Below are 15,850 nucleotides of genomic sequence, written 5' to 3'. Positions count from 1 at the left end.
CGTTGCTTCGGCCGTTTTGCGCGGCCGTCGCTAATTTGTTGACGTTTTGCTGTTCAGTTTTCAAGGTTCATGTTTTGTCGTTTGTTTCACCGACAACTTTCTTAGTATAACTTATTTCGAAATCGTTGTCAACAATGAATTTCATTGTTTGATTGATTTCTCTAGTTGTTTTTCTTCTGAAGTTTTATTATCACTTCCGACGACAACTATACTAGTATAACTTATTCGCAAATCAATGTCAATCAATTTTCACATGTTTTTATTCCCAAGTTTTTTGGGGACGCTTATTAATATACCAGGCATGAAAAGCAGAGTCAAAGATTTTGATTTGATCTCTTCAATAACTCAACTTCTTTTAAGTTCCTTCTATAAGAAGAGCCAGATTTAATCCATAAAGAAAAGCAATGCTGAAGAAGCCATTGCTTTTATTGCATTTTCACATTGCGGATCCGTGCTTCTTTTAATAAGAAGAGATACTTGCTTTCGGCAATCTTCCGGTCGACGATACCAAATAATTCATAATCCCCCGCCAGATGTTCTAATGCCTGGGCTTTTCCCCATTCTTCTTTTGTTTCAACAATTTGGCGAATCAGTTGTTCATCAAATTCTTTCTTCAATTTCCCTCTTCTAAAAAACACGCTTGTCGATCTCCTCTTTACAACTCACGCCGGCCTTCCAACGCTTTAGATAACGTAACTTCATCAGCATACTCCAAATCTCCTCCGACCGGCAGACCGTGAGCGATGCGCGTAGTTTTGATTCCGGAAGGTTTGACAAGGCGTGAAATATACATCGCCGTCGCTTCTCCTTCAATTGTCGGGTTCGTTGCTAAAATTAACTCCTCCACCGTTTCATCCTGCAGACGCTTCAATAGAGAAGGAACATTGATGTCTTCCGGGCCAATTCCATCCATCGGAGAAATCGCTCCTTGAAGAACATGGTATAGACCGGTGTAATCACGCATTTTTTCCATCGCGATTACATCTTTCGGATCCTGGACTACACAAATCGTGGTACGGTCCCGTGTTTGATCTTGGCAGATCATGCACGGATCAACATCGGTGATATGCCCGCAGTTGGAACAAAAACTCAAATTCCTTTTTGCATCCACTAATGCTTTAGCAAAATCGAGAACGGTATCTTCTTTCATTCCAAGCACAAAAAATGCCAGCCGGGCAGCTGTTTTCGGCCCGATTCCTGGCAATTTCATAAAACTCTCCATCAATTTCGATATTGGTTCTGGGTAATGCATTCTGTTTACCTCCTAGAACATGCCTGGAAGATTTAACCCCTTAGTGAATTTCCCCATTGTGGAATTCGCATGCTCATCCGCTTTTTTAAACGCTTCATTTGTTGCTACAATCAATAAGTCTTGAAGCATTTCTACGTCTTCCGGATCTACCACTGAAGGATCCAAAGCTACATCCAATACTTCTTTGTGTCCGGATACAGTAACTTTTACCATTCCGCCGCCAGCTGATCCTTCAAATTTCAATGTTCCCAGTTCTTCTTGGGCTTCCGCCATTTGTTTTTGCATTTTCTGCATTTGTTTCATCATGCCTTGCATATTTCCGCCACCGCGCATAATAGTTTCCTCCTTTAGATTGTTTATTAATCGTCGTGAATTTCAACAAAATCCTTGCCAAATAACCGCTCTGCTTCAGAGATAAACGGATCTTCATCCGCCACTGCGCCTTCAGCAGAGAAAGGGTGTTGTTCTTCAGCTTCTGAATGTTTCTCTTCTGCCCCTGATTTTAATCCGTTGCTTTTAATAAATTCTTCTCGGATTTTTAACCAGCTGTCATCCGGCACAAAAATCGGTGTGTAAGCTTTACCCGTATACTGTTGAAGCAGCTGGCTAAAAGCGACAGCAAAAGTCTGATTGTCTGAAGCCATCTGACAATGAATATCATACTTGAATTTTAACACAAAAGCATCTGCTGAGGCCGCTACCGGCTCCGCTTCATTCAATAAAGCTGCGTGCGATTTTTGCAATTGTCCCATGACCGTCGACCAGTTGGTTTTGATCGCTTGGATATCCGGCTTTGTCGCGTTTTTCAATACATCTTGAATGCGGCCAACCGGAATTTTATAGCTGCTTTGAGACCGCTGCCGTTTTTTGGGCTCAGCGCTTGCCGCTGGGGTTGCTGCAACAGCTCCGTTTTTCAATTGCTGTTGGAGTTGAATAATCAATTGCTCCAACTGATTAACCTTTGCTTCCAATTCTGGAGACGCTGATCCTGAAGAAACAGCAACTGGAGCATCTGCCTGTACCATTTTCAATAAGGCTGTCTCTAAGTAGATTTTTGTATGATTGGAAAAGCGCATTTCTTGCTGTGTCTTCGTCAATACATCGATCCAGGCATAAAGAGTAGCTGATTCAAATTGTTTCGCCAACTCTTCAAACCGCTCTTCGTGAGTCGCAAGCTCCAGCATGTCGTGCAAATCCGGAGCCGTTTGGATCAATAACAAATCCCGGAAAAAAGTGATGAAATCTTCTACTAGCCGGACAGGATCTTTTCCATCACGTACCAACTGTTCCAGCAGAGTCAGCGCTTGGCCAATATCTTTTTCCACCAATGCTTCTGCAATATCATAGAACATATCCTGGCTAATGGAACCAGTCACAAGCAATGCATCTTCAATCGTCATTTCATCACCGCTGAATGACACTACTTGATCCAGCAAGCTAAGTGCATCTCGCATTCCTCCAGCTGCTGCCTGGGCAATAACCTTCAATACTTGCTCATTATAGGAAATGCCTGCGTCCGTCAATACTTCAATCATCCGTTCCACAATATCCGCTTGCGTTAACCGTTTGAAATCAAATCGCTGACAGCGGGAAATAATGGTGAGGGGCAATTTATGCGGTTCGGTGGTTGCTAGGATGAAGACAACATGCTCCGGGGGCTCTTCAAGCGTTTTCAACAAGGCATTAAAGGCACTATTGGAAAGCATATGCACTTCATCGATAATATAAATTTTAAACCGGGAATTTGCCGGAGAAAATCGGACCTTTTCAATGATTTCACGCATCTCCTCCACTCGGGAGTTGGACGCTGCATCAAATTCAATGACATCTGTATTTGATCCTTCAGTGATGCTCTTACAAGAACTGCATTCATTGCAAGGTTCTGCTACAGGTGCCTGTTCACAGTTAAGTGCTTTCGCGAAAATTTTGGCGGCACTCGTTTTCCCTGTCCCACGCGGACCCGAGAACAAATAAGCATGAGTTGTCTTATTGTAAAGGAGAGCATTTTGAAGGGTTTGTTTAATATGCGACTGACCTGACATTTCAGAAAAGGACTGCGGCCGGTACACACGATAAAAAGCTTGATACGCCAACGTTTTTCTCTCCTTTTGTAAAAAGTGTATTCCGTCCTTTAATTATATCATAAATGGAGCTTCCTTCTGAATGATTTCTCCTTGAGTGGAACCCCTTATAAAAAAAGGCAGTAAAAAAACCTGTCCGCGTATTTGCGGACAGGTTTGATTTTAAAGTTAATGCCGTGCACCTTTCTTTGACTGCTGCACACAAGCGTTACCCTTGTCGTTAGCTCGATCTAGGCAACCCCGCGGCACATGAAAAGTTCCACTTAATGCTGCTTCCTTCCGGACCTGACATGGTTCATGGGTTTCCATTGCGCAGGACCCAAACGTCAACACTACGTGCAAGAGGCAGACCCTGCACACAAACAGCCTAGGAAAGGGATTCAGTCCTGCTAAAGCGGATTGCAGGTTACAGGACACCGCTATCTTCCCACCTAGCACGGCATTTATTAGTATACGAATGTTTGCTGAAAAAATCAATCCGTAAGCCTTAAAGAATATTAAATCATTGAAAAGCTAGACATCCTGTAGAAAAATAAGTTCAGAAAAAAACTCTTTTAAAAAAATTCATCGAAAGTGTTGACAGCAAGTTTCTCTTTATGATAAATTAATTCTTGTCTGATACGGAGGAATACCCAAGTTTGGCTGAAGGGATCGGTCTTGAAAACCGACAGGGGAGTCAAATCCCGCGGGGGTTCGAATCCCTCTTCCTCCTCCATTTTTTGAATTTACACGCGCATATAAATTCGAGATTGGATTCGTTACGAAAGTAGCGAATTTTTCTTACCAGTTATATGTCTGAAGATTTCGATACATAATAGACGACTTTACAAGCAGATGGCCTAGTGCCATCTGCTTTTTTTATTGCCTTTATTATTTCCCGGGAAATAATAACACCCCAGCCACTGACAGACTGGGGTGAAAGTTTATTTTTTTAATAAAGAAGTTTGCTGCATGAAATTGCCGATACGCTCGACGATGCGTTCCGAACAGTCTGGATCGTTCATCAAGTCGTATTCATTAATATTTAAACGCAGAACCGGACAGCCATTAAAAGAGTTGATCCATTTCTCGTAGCGCTCATGCATTTCAATCCAGTATTCAACCGGCGTCTGTTGTTCCATCAAGCGGCCCCGTTCCTGGATACGCCCCAAAATGTCTTCAATCGATCCTTCCAGGTATATCAGTAAGTCTGGATGCGGGAAATAAGGAGTCATGACCATTGCTTCAAACAAATTCGTATACGTTTCGTAATCCACATCGTTCATTGTGCCTTTTTCCCAATGCATCTTCGCAAAAATGCCAGTATCTTCATAAATCGAACGGTCTTGGACAAAACCGCCCCCGTATTCAAACATGCGCTTTTGTTCTTTGAAGCGTTCTGCGAGGAAATAGATTTGAAGATGAAAACTCCATTTCTCAAAATCATCATAAAATAAATCCAGATAAGGATTGGCATCTACTTTTTCAAAAGAAGTGCGGAATTGAAGCGCATCTGCCAATGCCTTTGTCATAGTAGACTTGCCGACTCCTACCGTACCGGCAATTGTAATTACGGCATCTGCCGGAATACCGTATTTTTCACGTAAATTCATATCGTTAAGCTCCTTTGTTTTAAGGTTTCGTCCACTTTGCTTAAAATCAGTTGTAAATCTGGTTCGTTCTGGACGAAATCCATTTCATCACCGTTAAACCGCAACACCGGAATTTCCGGATGTTCGCGCTCAAACCGTTCAATAAATTCATGGTAATCAGCTACCAACTGTTCCATATAAGCTGGAGTGATCATTTTCTCAAATTCACGACCACGCATTTTGATGCGTTTCATCAGCGTATCGAGGCTGGCATGCAAATAAATCACCATATTGGGTGCAGGCATATCTGTTGTCAGGATCTTATAGATTGCTTCGTATTTGGCATACTCCGCTTCCGGCAATGTGCGCTTTGCAAAAATCAAGTTCTTGAAAATATGATAATCTGCTGCGACAGGTTCGCGTTTAGAGATAAACTTTTTTTGAATATCAGACAACTGCTTATAGCGGTTGCATAAAAAGAACATTTCAGTCTGGAAACTCCATTCCTCAATGTCTTCGTAAAATTTAGTAAGAAACGGATTTTCATCGACGATTTCTTTTAGCATTTGAAATTGGTGGTGGTCAGCTATTGCTTTTGCCAGTGACGTTTTGCCAACGCCAATCGGACCTTCTACCGTTATAAATGGCACCGGCATGGGAAGTTCCCCTCTTTCTGTTCAAGTGTTGTACAGTGCCATTCATTTTACCACAGACTTCTCTTTAAAAATAGAAAAAAAGATGACCCAATTTGATGGGGAATCGCTTTGAAAGTTCTGCATGTCTGTTTTGCGCTTTTCTTAAGACAGCGGTACTTCATTAATTCACTCTTTTGCCCTTAGAAAGCACGACTTCTTTATTTCTGCTGCCTAAAAAATGATACACTTGCAAATAAGGAGAGATGAATGATGAACGGAATCGAACAAGATCACTATTATATGGGCCTAGCGATTGAAGAAGCCCAAAAAGCGGCTGCAAAAGGCGAAGTCCCGATCGGGGCTGTCATTGTGCATGAAGGAAAAGTGATTGCACGGGCACATAACTTGCGGGAAACTACCCAAAATGCAGTAACGCACGCTGAACTTTTAGCTATTCAAGAAGCCTGCCAGCAAATTGGCAGCTGGCGCTTGGAAAACACCAACATTTACGTAACGTTAGAGCCGTGTCCGATGTGTGCCGGTGCCATTTTGCAGTCTCGCATTCCACGGGTCATTTATGGGGCGCGCGATGCTAAAGCCGGCAGCGTCGATTCATTGTACCGGCTGCTCAACGATGACCGGTTTAACCATCAATGCGATGTTACTGAAAATGTAATGGCTGAAGAATGCGGCGGATTGCTTACTCAATTTTTCCGGGCACTTAGGGAAAACAAAAAAAAGAAAAAGCGGGAGCTCTTATAGGGCTGCCGCTTTTTCTTCGGTTAAAAACTGCTCAATAAGCAGATTCAGGATATAAGCTTGTTCATGATGGATCCAATGGGTCGCTTCTCCGACAAACACCAATTCAGCGTCTTCACAAAAGTCCAGGCTTTCCTTTGCCAGTTCCGTTGACAGGAACTGATCGCCGATTCCCCAGATGATGCGAACAGGAACGCTGATTTTCTGCTCTGGCACTTGCATGACATTGCCTTGCCGGATTGCTCTGTACCAATTCAGCATGGCTGTCAAAGCACCTGGTCGATCCCATGCCTCCTGGTAAGCAGCCAGCTCTTCCTCAGAAAATGTATCTGGATTGCTTGTCGACACTAAACTTCCTACCATCGTCTTGAAATAATCTGCTGCCAGCATTTTCTCCGGCAAATCCGGCAATTGGAAAAAAGCGATATACGAGCTTCTTGCCCATTGCAAGGGATTGCGCTTCAGTACCCTCGGCATGGCCTGAGGATGTGGAATATTGACTGCAATCAATTGTTTAACATACTGCGGCTTGGTAGAGGCTAAATGCCAGGCTACTGCCCCTCCCCAGTCATGTCCAATAATGGTCGCATTTGTTCTGCCGAAATGCTCGATTAATCCCACTACATCGTCTCGCAGTAAATCCAAGCTATAGCTTTCAATGTCTTGGGGCTTGTCGCTTAAATTATAGCCTCGCTGATCTGGCACTGCGACACGGTAGCCCAGTTTGGTGAGCGGTTCAATTTGCTTTTTCCAGCCAAACCAAAATTCCGGAAAGCCGTGCAACAAAATGGCAAGCGGCCCCCCTTCCGGACCTGCTACTGCAGTATGCAGCGTAATGCCGTTCGTTTTAATCCATTGAAATGATAGGTCCTCCATCTTAACAACTCCTCCCAAATGGCTTTAGCTTTCCTTTACCCGTTCCAGCAAGAAAATAAAAAAGACCCAAAAGCATTCTGCTTTTAGGTCTCAGGTTTTATTTGATGACGTCTTTGCCGCCCATATACGGACGCAGTACTTCCGGAATTAAAATCGATCCGTCTTCTTGCTGGCAATTTTCCAGCAAAGCCGCTACTGTCCGCCCAATAGCCAAACCACTGCCATTTAAGGTATGCACAAATTCCGGTTTGCCATTTGGTTCACGGCGGAATTTGATATTGGTGCGGCGTGCCTGGAAATCTTCAAAATTACTGCAAGAAGAAATTTCCCGGTACATTTCCTGGCTAGGGATCCAGACTTCAATATCGTATTTTTTTGCAGCGGTAAAGCCCAGATCTGCTGTACACATTTTTAAGAGACGATAAGGCAATCCAAGAAGCTGCAATACTTTCTCAGCATGCCCCGTCAATTTCTCCAATTCATCGTAAGAATCCTCCGGCTTCACAAAGCGCACCAGCTCGACTTTATTGAATTGGTGCTGTCTGATTAGCCCGCGCGTGTCACGGCCCGCAGAACCTGCTTCAGAGCGGAAATTCGCACTGTAAGATGCAAAGGCCTGAGGCAGCATTTCCCCATTTAGAATTTCGTTGCGGTAAAAGTTTGTAACTGGCACTTCAGAAGTCGGAATCAGGAAATAATCCTCTTTTTCAATCAAGAAAGCATCTTCTTCAAACTTTGGAAGCTGGCCAGTTCCAGTTAAGCTTTCGCGGTTAACCAGATACGGCGGCAGCATTTCCTCGTAGCCGTGTTCTTCCTGATGCAGATCCATCATAAAGTTGATGAGTGCGCGTTCCAGGCGTGCACCAAGACCGCGGTAAAATACGAAACGGCTGCCCGTCACTTTTGCCGCCCGTTCAAAATCGATGATGTTCAAATCTGTTCCAAGATCCCAATGCGGTTTGGCTTCAAACCCAAACTCCCGTTTAGTCCCCCAAGTGCGGATTTCCACGTTGTCGTCTTCAGAATCGCCGACCGGCACACTGTCATGTGGAATGTTCGGCACGCGCATCATGATGTAATTCAAGCGCTCTTCCACTTCCCGCAATTGATCATCAATCACTTTGATTTCGTCGCCGACTGCACGCATCTTCGCAATAGCTTCATCTGCATTTTCTTTATTGCGTTTCATAGTCGCGATGTTTTGTGAGGCTTCATTGCGTTCTGCCTTTAACTTTTCTGTCTGGGCAATCAATTCCCGGCGCTTTGCATCCACTTCTTCAAAATCGTTAAGAACGGAAATATCTTCTCCGCGTTTCGCTAGTTTTGTTTTTACTTCTTCAAAATTGGCACGTACATATTTAATGTCTAACATGCTGGTTCCTCCTTCAATTTGCGGTTAATGGAAAAAAGACAACAAAAATAGCCCTCATCCCTTGGTAAAGGGACGAGAGCTACCCGCGTTGCCACCCTGATTGATCGGCAAAAGCCAATCCTCTTCATTACATAACGGCCTTTAAACCGGCAATGGCTTGTGTCGCCATGCAACTCAGGAGTGGATTCACACGCGCTTTTCACCGGTTTGCACCAACCACCGGCTCTCTTTGGAAAAACAGACGCATTACTATTCCCCATCAACGTTTCTACTTTTAAATTAATCATACTTTACTATAAACTGATTAATTTGGCAAGAGAATACCAGTTTCTGAGGGGATCATGCTTAAAAAGTACTCGGTAATCCGGTGGTCCTTTGTCAATTCCGGATGGAATGAGCAGCCAAGAAACTGGCCGCTTCTTGCCATGACGATTTTCCCCTCATGTTCACAAAGCACTTCAGTAGTTGGACCAGCGCTGACAATATGCGGTGCCCGGATAAAGACCGCTTCAAACGGATCATCAATGCCCTTAATGGTTAAAGATGCTTCAAAACTGTCGACTTGGCGGCCGAACGAATTGCGCTCTACGACAACATCCATAACACCCAGATGAGGTTCGCCATAACCGACGACCTTGCCGGCGAGCAAAATCAACCCTGCGCATGTGCCGAACATTGGCTTGCCGGAAGCTGCAAATTCACGTAACGGCTCCATCAAGCTATAGCGGTCAATCAAACGGCGCATCGTCGTGCTTTCTCCCCCTGGCAAAATCAAGGCATCCACAGCTTCCAGATCTTTTGGCCATTTCACCAACACTGCTTCCGCTCCACATGCTTCAACGGATTGCACATGCTCTCGTACAGCCCCCTGCAGCGCCAGCACTCCGATTCGTTTCATCTTACCAGCCCCGTTCCTGCATGCGTTCTCCTGCTGCAATCGTAGAAATTTCAATTCCTTTCATGGCGATGCCGAGATCTTTGGCCAATTCAGCGATTAATTTGTAATCTTGGTAATGCGTCGTCGCTTCCACAATCGCACGCGCGAAGCGTTCCGGATTTTCCGATTTGAAGATACCGGAGCCGACAAATACGCCATCTGCCCCAAGTTCCATCATCAAAGCCGCGTCTGCTGGCGTCGCAACACCGCCGGCCGCAAAGTTGACGACCGGCAAACGGCCAAGGCGTTTCACTTCTTTCAGGAATTCGTAGGAAGCACCCAAATTGCGCGCTTCCGTCATCAATTCATCATCGCTCAAAGTCACGACTTTGCGCACTTCTGCGTTTACTTGGCGCAAATGGCGGACCGCTTCTACGATATTGCCGGTTCCCGGCTCGCCTTTTGTGCGAAGCATCGAAGCTCCTTCGCCAATGCGGCGGGCCGCTTCGCCCAAATTGCGGCAGCCGCAAACAAATGGCACGGTATAAGTGTCTTTCAATAAGTGGAATTCTTCGTCTGCCGGCGTCAGTACTTCACTCTCATCTATGTAATCGACACCCATAGCTTCCAGTACACGGGCTTCCACAATATGGCCAATCCGGGCTTTTGCCATCACCGGAATGGATACAGCCTTCATGACTTCTTCTGTGATGCGCGGGTCTGCCATTCGGGCTACACCGCCGTCTCTGCGGATATCGGAAGGAACCCGTTCAAGTGCCATAACAGCAGTGGCACCGGCAGCTTCCGCAATACGCGCCTGCTCTGCATTGACCACATCCATAATAACGCCGCCTTTTTGCATTTCTGCCATTCCCCGTTTTACACGATCTGTTCCATGTTCACTCATCAATAATTCCCCCTTTTTCTTAATATTTTAAGTATAATAGGTATTGACCATATAAAAATAGCCAGATACCCATTAATCCGTAAGGTCAGTTAGGAGAAAGAACGATGGATATGCTCATGTTTCAACTTCAACGACAGAATAGCACCCCTTTATATAAACAGCTGTACGAGGAAATAAAACAAGCCATTATTTCTGGTAAAATTTCCGTCGATACCAAATTGCCCAGTAAACGGAAGCTTGCCGAATTTCTGGACATCAGCCAAACTACTGTTGAACTCGCCTATGGCCAGCTGGTTGCTGAGGGGTTTATTGAGTCAAGGGCCCGTAAAGGATTTTATGCACAACCGGTAGAAGAATTGGCTTATCTGGACATGCCCCAGGATGAGCCTTTGATTAATGAACGTCTTGAGTATCGATACGACTTTAATCCAGGAAAAATTGATACCCATTCGTTTCCTTTTTCCACATGGCGTAAATTGTCAAAAGATGTGCTGGATGAGATAAACCATGAATTGCTGCTGATCGGACATCCTCAAGGCGATGAAGCATTGCGCCATGAAATTTCTCGTTATTTATTTCAATCACGGGGAGTGGTGTGTAGCGCGGAGCAAATCATTATTGGCTCTGGAACCGAACAATTGATGCCTCTGCTGATCCGTTTGCTTGATAAAACGGTCGTGTTTGGCTTTGAAAATCCGGGATATCCATTAACCCACAGCATTTTTGCGCACCATGACCGAAAAGCGGTGCCGATTAGCATAGAAGAAGATGGCATTAATGTTACGGAACTGGAGGCTTCAGAAGTGGATATCGCCTATGTCACACCGTCTCATCAATTTCCGACAGGCTCTGTGCTCAGCGCTACTAAACGCGCCCAATTATTGAACTGGGCAGCTGCAAAGCCGGAGCGCTATATCATTGAAGATGATTACGACAGTGAATTCCGTTACACGAGCCGTCCTATCCCCGCCCTTCAAAGCATGGACTTAAGCGGCCGGGTCATTTACATCAGTACGTTTTCTAAATCACTCATGCCGTCTTTGCGGCTGGCTTATATGGTTTTGCCAAAACGGCTGCTGCGCGCTTACCAGCGGACTTTCCTCCATTATTCATCGTCTGTTCCGCGTATGGATCAGCAGCTGGTATCGGAATTTATGAAAGAAGGGCATTTTTCCCGACATTTGAACCGGATGCGCAAACTTTACAAGAAAAAGCTCGAGCATTTAACAACGCTTCTGCTGTTATTTGCACCGGCTGTGACCGTTTCCGGACAGCAAGCCGGCATGCATATTGTCTTAACCATTGAAACCTCTCTTACAGAAAGAGAATTGGTTGAACGGGCTAAACATGCAGGCATTCGTGTCTTTGGCTTAGGTTCATACGATGTCGAAGGGAAAACAGTTTCTCCTCCGCAAATTGTCTTGGGATTCGGCGGATTGACGGAAGCTGAAATTGAACAAGGCATCTTTCAGCTTATGAAATGCTGGAACATCCCATTGAAAAAAGCAGTTCAAATTTAATCACGCAACCGATACTCCGTAAAGCAGTTGCCTAAACCCTTCTGCTCCTGCATGGCACTTGCCTTCGCATCCCTACGCTAGCTTGCTTCGTCGCAAGCGTCCGTCTGGAGAGAAATGAGAGAAGCCGTTGAAATTTTCCCGAAACCTAAAAAAGCAGTTCATCTCAAAAGATGAACTGCTTTTTATTTAGAATAATCCTTTTACAAAATCAAGTGCGCCTGTCCACATACTGCCCATAAAGCTGCCGACAGCTTGCATAGACAACGAGAACCAGTTGGCCCGTTCTACTTTTTCTGTGGCAACCACTTCTACAGCCCCAGTGGTTTCATTCAAATAGCCGTAATCCGTGCCTTCTTCTTTAACAAGCTTTACGGTTCCAACCACTTGGTCTTTCCCAATTTCAGCTTCAATCTTTCCGTCTGTCATTAACGATTCATCAATGACCAATTCAGGCTTATACGCATCTTTATCACTTGTACGGATCATCATCGTAATCGGTTCTTTAACAGCGATGTTAACTTCATCTTCTTTTCCTTTGATTACCGGCAAAGTTTCTTTTCCTTTAAACTGATAACCTGCAGGAACAATTTCCTCTGTTTTAAATTGGCCGAAACCAAAGTCGAATAATGCACGGGTGGCATCAAAACGGGCTTTGTAAGAGCCGACGCCTTTGTCATCGACCGCTTTCATTACAACGGCAATCAGGCGAGTATCCCCGCGTTTTGCGGTTCCTGTGAAGCTGTGGCCTGCAAAATCAGTAGTTCCGGTTTTTAGGCCGTCAACGCCTTCATATTCATAAATCATTCCAGGCAGCATCGTGTTCCAGTTGATCATATTTGTTGCATCGTCGGTTCCTTCACGGAATACCTTACTTGGAATTTTAGTCGTTTCCAGTACTTCAGGATACTTATCTAAAAGGGCTTTTGCCAATTTAGCAACAGATGTCGCAGACATAACGTTTTCATCCGTCGGGCCTGTTCCTTTAGGGTGCATGCCCATCAAATCTCCATTGTTCAAACCTGTTGAGTTAACGAATTTGGCATCGTCCAATCCAAGCTCTTTTGCTTTTTCATTCATCAAACGGACAAATTCTTCTTCTGTTCCTGCAATTGTTTCAGCAATTCCAATTGTCGCCGCATTTGCGGAGTAAATAGCCATCGCTTCATACAACTCTTTAATTGTATATGATTCACCTTTACGCAATTGGACATTGCTGAGGCGCAAATCTTGAGAAACTTTATATGTATAGTCCGTTACGGTATACTTTTGATCCCATGTGACACGTCCATCTTCAATTGCTTCAAATAGTAAGTATTCACTCATCATTTTCGACATACTCGCAATGCCTAAAGAAGCATCGGCATTTTGTTCATATAATATTTTCCCTGTATCAGCATCTACCAGAATTGCAGCATCTGCCATTATATTTAAAGAATCGGCCGCTTTCGCTTGCTGCGGAACGATAATAGTCATTAGCATTACAGCCATCACAGTCAGCAACATTGTTGTTTTTAAAACATTCTTCACTTAATAAATACCTCCATCTGTAAGTTTCCCCATGCTATTCTATCATATTATATTGGTCCTGAAACAAAAACATGTAAAAAGCACCCTTTCCGCCTAAATTTAGACGATTAAGGGTGCTAAAAGATACAGTTTAGTCAATATCTATTGGCCAATGGAATTCCTTCTTTATAAAAGTTGGAAATTTATTAGCTTTAAAAGACTGATGGCAACTTTTTATGAAATTGAATAGTTAGGTGACTCTTTTGTGATTTGTACATCATGCGGATGGCTTTCCCGGAGACCGGCTCCAGTCATGCGGACAAACTGTGCTTCCTCACGCAATGTCTTTAAATCCGGTGTACCGCAATATCCCATTCCTGCACGGATGCCGCCGAGCAATTGATGGATTGTATCAGCCAATGGCCCTTTATATGGCAAGCGGCCTTCAATTCCTTCTGGAACCAATTTTTTTGCTTCATCTTGGAAATAACGGTCTTTAGAGCCTTTTTCCATAGAAGCAATAGAACCCATTCCCCGATAATTTTTAAATTGGCGTCCTTGGAAGATTTCTGTTTCTCCTGGACTTTCAGTTGTTCCGGCAAGCAGACTTCCTAGCATAACTACGTGTCCGCCTGCTGCCAGCGCTTTGATGATATCACCAGAATATTTAATGCCGCCATCTGCGATAATGGTTTTGCCATGTTTGCGTGCTTCTGTTGCGCAGTCATAGACAGCAGTGATTTGTGGAACCCCCACACCCGCTACTACTCGTGTCGTACAAATTGAACCAGGTCCGATTCCTACTTTAACAACATCTGCTCCAGCATCAATCAATGCTTTTGTTCCTTCGGCTGTTGCTACATTTCCTGCAATAATAACCAGTTCCGGATACTCTGTGCGGATCTGTTCAACCATTTCAAGCACGCCTTTAGAATGCCCGTGAGCCGTGTCTAACACAATTACATCTACAGAAGCTTTAACCAATTGTTCTACACGTTTCATCGTATCTGAAGTAACACCGACAGCTGCACCGACAAGCAAACGACCATGAACATCTTTCGCTGCATTCGGAAACTCGATTACTTTTTCGATATCTTTAATTGTGATTAATCCTTTTAAGATGCCGCTGTCATCGACGATTGGCAGTTTTTCGATTTTGTATTGCTGCAAAATCTTTTCTGCATCTTCCAGCGTAGTGCCGACCGAAGCAGTAACAAGCTGTTCTTTTGTCATAACTTCATCAATCTGCAAGGAATAATCTTGAATAAAACGCAAGTCGCGGTTTGTAATGATGCCCACTAATTTTTGCTCTTCTTCATTATTGACAATTGGAACACCGGAAATGCGATATTTCCCCATCAAATGTTCAGCGTCATAAACTTGGTGTGTAGGAGTTAAGAAGAAGGGATCTGTGATAACGCCGTTTTCTGAACGTTTAACGGTCGTTACTTGTTCCGCTTGTTCTTCAATGCTCATGTTTTTATGAATGACTCCAAGCCCACCTTGACGAGCCATGGAAATCGCCATTTTGGCTTCCGTGACAGTATCCATCCCTGCACTAATAATAGGAATGTTCAATTTGATGGTTGGAGTTAATTCCACTGACAAATTTATATCCTTTGGCAAAACTTCCGATTGCGCTGGAATTAACAAAACATCATCAAACGTTAAACCTTCTTTTACAAATTTCGACTCCCACATTATTGACACGCCTCCTGCTTCCTTTTGAATATTATTGTAAGGTTATCAGCGTCGGTATACAGTGTCAAGAAAACAAGAATAAGAAAAAATATTCGGAATAATGCATTACAACAGCTTTTTAATATCTTCTTCCATTTTCTTTGGAGCTGTCTGTGGAGCATATCTTTTTATAACATTTCCTTCGCGGTCTACAAGAAACTTCGTGAAATTCCATTTGATGCTGCCAGTCAACAAACCCTTTTGTTCGGAAGTTAAGTATTTGAATAAAGGATCTGCACTGGTTCCTTTCACATCCACTTTCGCAAACATTGGAAAAGTGACGCCATAATTAACTTTGCAGAACTCCATAGTTTCATCTTGGTTATGGAACTCCTGGTCATTAAATTGGCCGCTAGGAAAACCTAATACTTGAAGGCCTTGATCTTTGTATTTTTCATAGAGATTTTGCAATTCTTCAAATTGAGGAGTAAAACCGCATTTGCTGGCAGTATTTACAATGATTAAAGGATGTCCTTTAAATCTTTTCAATGATTCTTTTTCCCCGTTCGCTTTAGTCACTTCATATTTATAAAGAGAGCTCATTCAATCCATCCTTTCAATTTTCTTTAGATTATAGCTAAGAAGATAGATATACAAGAAATATGGTCATACAGACAGTTAAATGCAAATAAATGAAAATTTTTTAAATCTCTAGATTCACTTCAAAAAGAAAACGCAAAAAAGCCGTTGCCGGATATACCGGCAACGGCTTTTTTTTAATGGCCCAGCGACGTCCTACTCTCACAGGGGGAGA

Annotated in this window: 15 protein-coding genes, 1 tRNA gene, 1 other RNA gene and 1 other annotated feature; of the genes, 3 read left to right on the top strand and 14 right to left on the bottom strand. The window is 43.7% G+C overall.

From position 1 onward, the window contains the following. Nucleotides 1-425 precede the first annotated feature (425 nt). From AC3AQ9_RS20520 to ffs, 5 genes are all read right to left on the bottom strand, one after another. On the bottom strand, nucleotides 426-638 hold the full coding sequence (locus tag AC3AQ9_RS20520) for a YaaL family protein (RefSeq protein ID WP_488309331.1): 213 nt from the start codon (nucleotides 636-638) through the stop codon (nucleotides 426-428). A gap of 17 nt (nucleotides 639-655) precedes the next feature. Continuing rightward, entirely contained in the window at nucleotides 656-1,252 is a 597-nt protein-coding gene (gene recR / locus AC3AQ9_RS20515) for a recombination mediator RecR (protein ID WP_488309330.1), read from the bottom strand. A gap of 12 nt (nucleotides 1,253-1,264) precedes the next feature. Further along, nucleotides 1,265-1,585 (bottom strand): YbaB/EbfC family nucleoid-associated protein, encoded by a 321-nt coding sequence (locus tag AC3AQ9_RS20510; RefSeq protein WP_488309329.1) that lies wholly within the window; start codon nucleotides 1,583-1,585, stop codon nucleotides 1,265-1,267. A 26-nt stretch (nucleotides 1,586-1,611) separates the two neighbouring features. Then, nucleotides 1,612-3,345 (bottom strand): DNA polymerase III subunit gamma/tau, encoded by a 1,734-nt coding sequence (gene dnaX / locus AC3AQ9_RS20505; protein ID WP_488309328.1) that lies wholly within the window; start codon nucleotides 3,343-3,345, stop codon nucleotides 1,612-1,614. Nucleotides 3,346-3,507: 162 nt separating this feature from the next. Then, nucleotides 3,508-3,773: signal recognition particle sRNA large type (gene ffs / locus AC3AQ9_RS20500), an RNA gene on the bottom strand. 182 nt (nucleotides 3,774-3,955) lie between these two features. Between ffs and AC3AQ9_RS20495 the strand changes: the two genes are divergently transcribed. Continuing rightward, nucleotides 3,956-4,048: transfer RNA gene (locus AC3AQ9_RS20495), tRNA-Ser, on the top strand. Nucleotides 4,049-4,256: 208 nt separating this feature from the next. Here AC3AQ9_RS20495 and AC3AQ9_RS20490 read toward each other — a convergent pair. Further along, nucleotides 4,257-4,925 (bottom strand): deoxynucleoside kinase, encoded by a 669-nt coding sequence (locus tag AC3AQ9_RS20490; protein WP_488309327.1) that lies wholly within the window; start codon nucleotides 4,923-4,925, stop codon nucleotides 4,257-4,259. After that, nucleotides 4,922-5,560 carry a deoxynucleoside kinase gene (locus AC3AQ9_RS20485; RefSeq protein WP_488309326.1) on the bottom strand — a complete coding sequence of 213 codons (639 nt, stop codon included), beginning with the start codon at nucleotides 5,558-5,560 and terminating at the stop codon, nucleotides 4,922-4,924. Before AC3AQ9_RS20485 ends, AC3AQ9_RS20490 begins: the two co-directional genes overlap by 4 nt. 249 nt (nucleotides 5,561-5,809) lie before the next feature. Between AC3AQ9_RS20485 and tadA the strand changes: the two genes are divergently transcribed. After that, nucleotides 5,810-6,301 carry a tRNA adenosine(34) deaminase TadA gene (gene tadA / locus AC3AQ9_RS20480; protein WP_488309332.1) on the top strand — a complete coding sequence of 164 codons (492 nt, stop codon included), beginning with the start codon at nucleotides 5,810-5,812 and terminating at the stop codon, nucleotides 6,299-6,301. On the opposite strand, the gene AC3AQ9_RS20475 is transcribed toward tadA, so the two are convergent. From AC3AQ9_RS20475 to pdxS, 4 genes are all read right to left on the bottom strand, one after another. Continuing rightward, the gene (locus AC3AQ9_RS20475) at nucleotides 6,296-7,174 is read right to left on the bottom strand and encodes an alpha/beta fold hydrolase (RefSeq protein WP_488309325.1); all 879 of its coding nucleotides are present in this window, start codon (nucleotides 7,172-7,174) and stop codon (nucleotides 6,296-6,298) included. The two genes, tadA and AC3AQ9_RS20475, sit on opposite strands and share 6 nt — an antisense overlap. A gap of 97 nt (nucleotides 7,175-7,271) precedes the next feature. Continuing rightward, a complete protein-coding gene (gene serS / locus AC3AQ9_RS20470; protein ID WP_488309324.1) occupies nucleotides 7,272-8,546 on the bottom strand; it encodes a serine--tRNA ligase in 1,275 nt (424 codons plus the stop codon). A gap of 65 nt (nucleotides 8,547-8,611) precedes the next feature. Beyond that, nucleotides 8,612-8,818, bottom strand: a binding site (T-box leader). Nucleotides 8,819-8,850: 32 nt separating this feature from the next. After that, a complete protein-coding gene (pdxT, locus tag AC3AQ9_RS20465) occupies nucleotides 8,851-9,444 on the bottom strand; it encodes a pyridoxal 5'-phosphate synthase glutaminase subunit PdxT (RefSeq protein WP_488309323.1) in 594 nt (197 codons plus the stop codon). Nucleotide 9,445: 1 nt separating this feature from the next. Beyond that, complete coding sequence (gene pdxS, locus AC3AQ9_RS20460) at nucleotides 9,446-10,330, bottom strand: pyridoxal 5'-phosphate synthase lyase subunit PdxS (protein WP_488309322.1); 885 nt, start codon at nucleotides 10,328-10,330, stop codon at nucleotides 9,446-9,448. Between the two features lie 104 nt (nucleotides 10,331-10,434). On the opposite strand from pdxS, the gene pdxR reads away from it, so the two are divergent. Then, nucleotides 10,435-11,850 (top strand): MocR-like pyridoxine biosynthesis transcription factor PdxR, encoded by a 1,416-nt coding sequence (pdxR, locus tag AC3AQ9_RS20455; protein WP_488309321.1) that lies wholly within the window; start codon nucleotides 10,435-10,437, stop codon nucleotides 11,848-11,850. Nucleotides 11,851-12,036: 186 nt separating this feature from the next. Here the strand turns inward: pdxR and AC3AQ9_RS20450 are convergent, their stop codons facing one another. From AC3AQ9_RS20450 to AC3AQ9_RS20440, 3 genes are all read right to left on the bottom strand, one after another. Next, nucleotides 12,037-13,377, bottom strand: coding sequence for a D-alanyl-D-alanine carboxypeptidase family protein (locus tag AC3AQ9_RS20450; protein ID WP_488309320.1), 1,341 nt, complete (start codon nucleotides 13,375-13,377; stop codon nucleotides 12,037-12,039). A gap of 213 nt (nucleotides 13,378-13,590) precedes the next feature. After that, entirely contained in the window at nucleotides 13,591-15,057 is a 1,467-nt protein-coding gene (gene guaB / locus AC3AQ9_RS20445) for an IMP dehydrogenase (protein ID WP_488309319.1), read from the bottom strand. A 105-nt stretch (nucleotides 15,058-15,162) separates the two neighbouring features. Then, a complete protein-coding gene (locus tag AC3AQ9_RS20440; protein ID WP_488309318.1) occupies nucleotides 15,163-15,639 on the bottom strand; it encodes a glutathione peroxidase in 477 nt (158 codons plus the stop codon). Nucleotides 15,640-15,850 lie beyond the last annotated feature (211 nt).

It is taken from the genome of Planococcus sp. VCh962, from assembly GCF_057748275.1.
The sequence above is the reverse complement of the archived record's forward strand: the minus strand, read 5'-3'. Positions and strand labels throughout refer to the sequence as shown.

What these genes read in the sequence shown, in the direction of transcription:
- recR (WP_488309330.1), bottom strand. Translation starts at nt 1,252, where the DNA reads ATGCATTACCCAGAACCAATATCGAAATTGATGGAGAGTTTTATGAAA.
- AC3AQ9_RS20510 (WP_488309329.1), bottom strand. Translation starts at nt 1,585, where the DNA reads ATGCGCGGTGGCGGAAATATGCAAGGCATGATGAAACAAATGCAGAAA.
- AC3AQ9_RS20490 (WP_488309327.1), bottom strand. Translation starts at nt 4,925, where the DNA reads ATGAATTTACGTGAAAAATACGGTATTCCGGCAGATGCCGTAATTACA.
- AC3AQ9_RS20485 (WP_488309326.1), bottom strand. Translation starts at nt 5,560, where the DNA reads ATGCCGGTGCCATTTATAACGGTAGAAGGTCCGATTGGCGTTGGCAAA.
- tadA (WP_488309332.1), top strand. Translation starts at nt 5,810, where the DNA reads ATGAACGGAATCGAACAAGATCACTATTATATGGGCCTAGCGATTGAA.
- AC3AQ9_RS20475 (WP_488309325.1), bottom strand. Translation starts at nt 7,174, where the DNA reads ATGGAGGACCTATCATTTCAATGGATTAAAACGAACGGCATTACGCTG.
- serS (WP_488309324.1), bottom strand. Translation starts at nt 8,546, where the DNA reads ATGTTAGACATTAAATATGTACGTGCCAATTTTGAAGAAGTAAAAACA.
- pdxT (WP_488309323.1), bottom strand. Translation starts at nt 9,444, where the DNA reads ATGAAACGAATCGGAGTGCTGGCGCTGCAGGGGGCTGTACGAGAGCAT.
- pdxS (WP_488309322.1), bottom strand. Translation starts at nt 10,330, where the DNA reads ATGAGTGAACATGGAACAGATCGTGTAAAACGGGGAATGGCAGAAATG.
- pdxR (WP_488309321.1), top strand. Translation starts at nt 10,435, where the DNA reads ATGGATATGCTCATGTTTCAACTTCAACGACAGAATAGCACCCCTTTA.
- guaB (WP_488309319.1), bottom strand. Translation starts at nt 15,057, where the DNA reads ATGTGGGAGTCGAAATTTGTAAAAGAAGGTTTAACGTTTGATGATGTT.
- AC3AQ9_RS20440 (WP_488309318.1), bottom strand. Translation starts at nt 15,639, where the DNA reads ATGAGCTCTCTTTATAAATATGAAGTGACTAAAGCGAACGGGGAAAAA.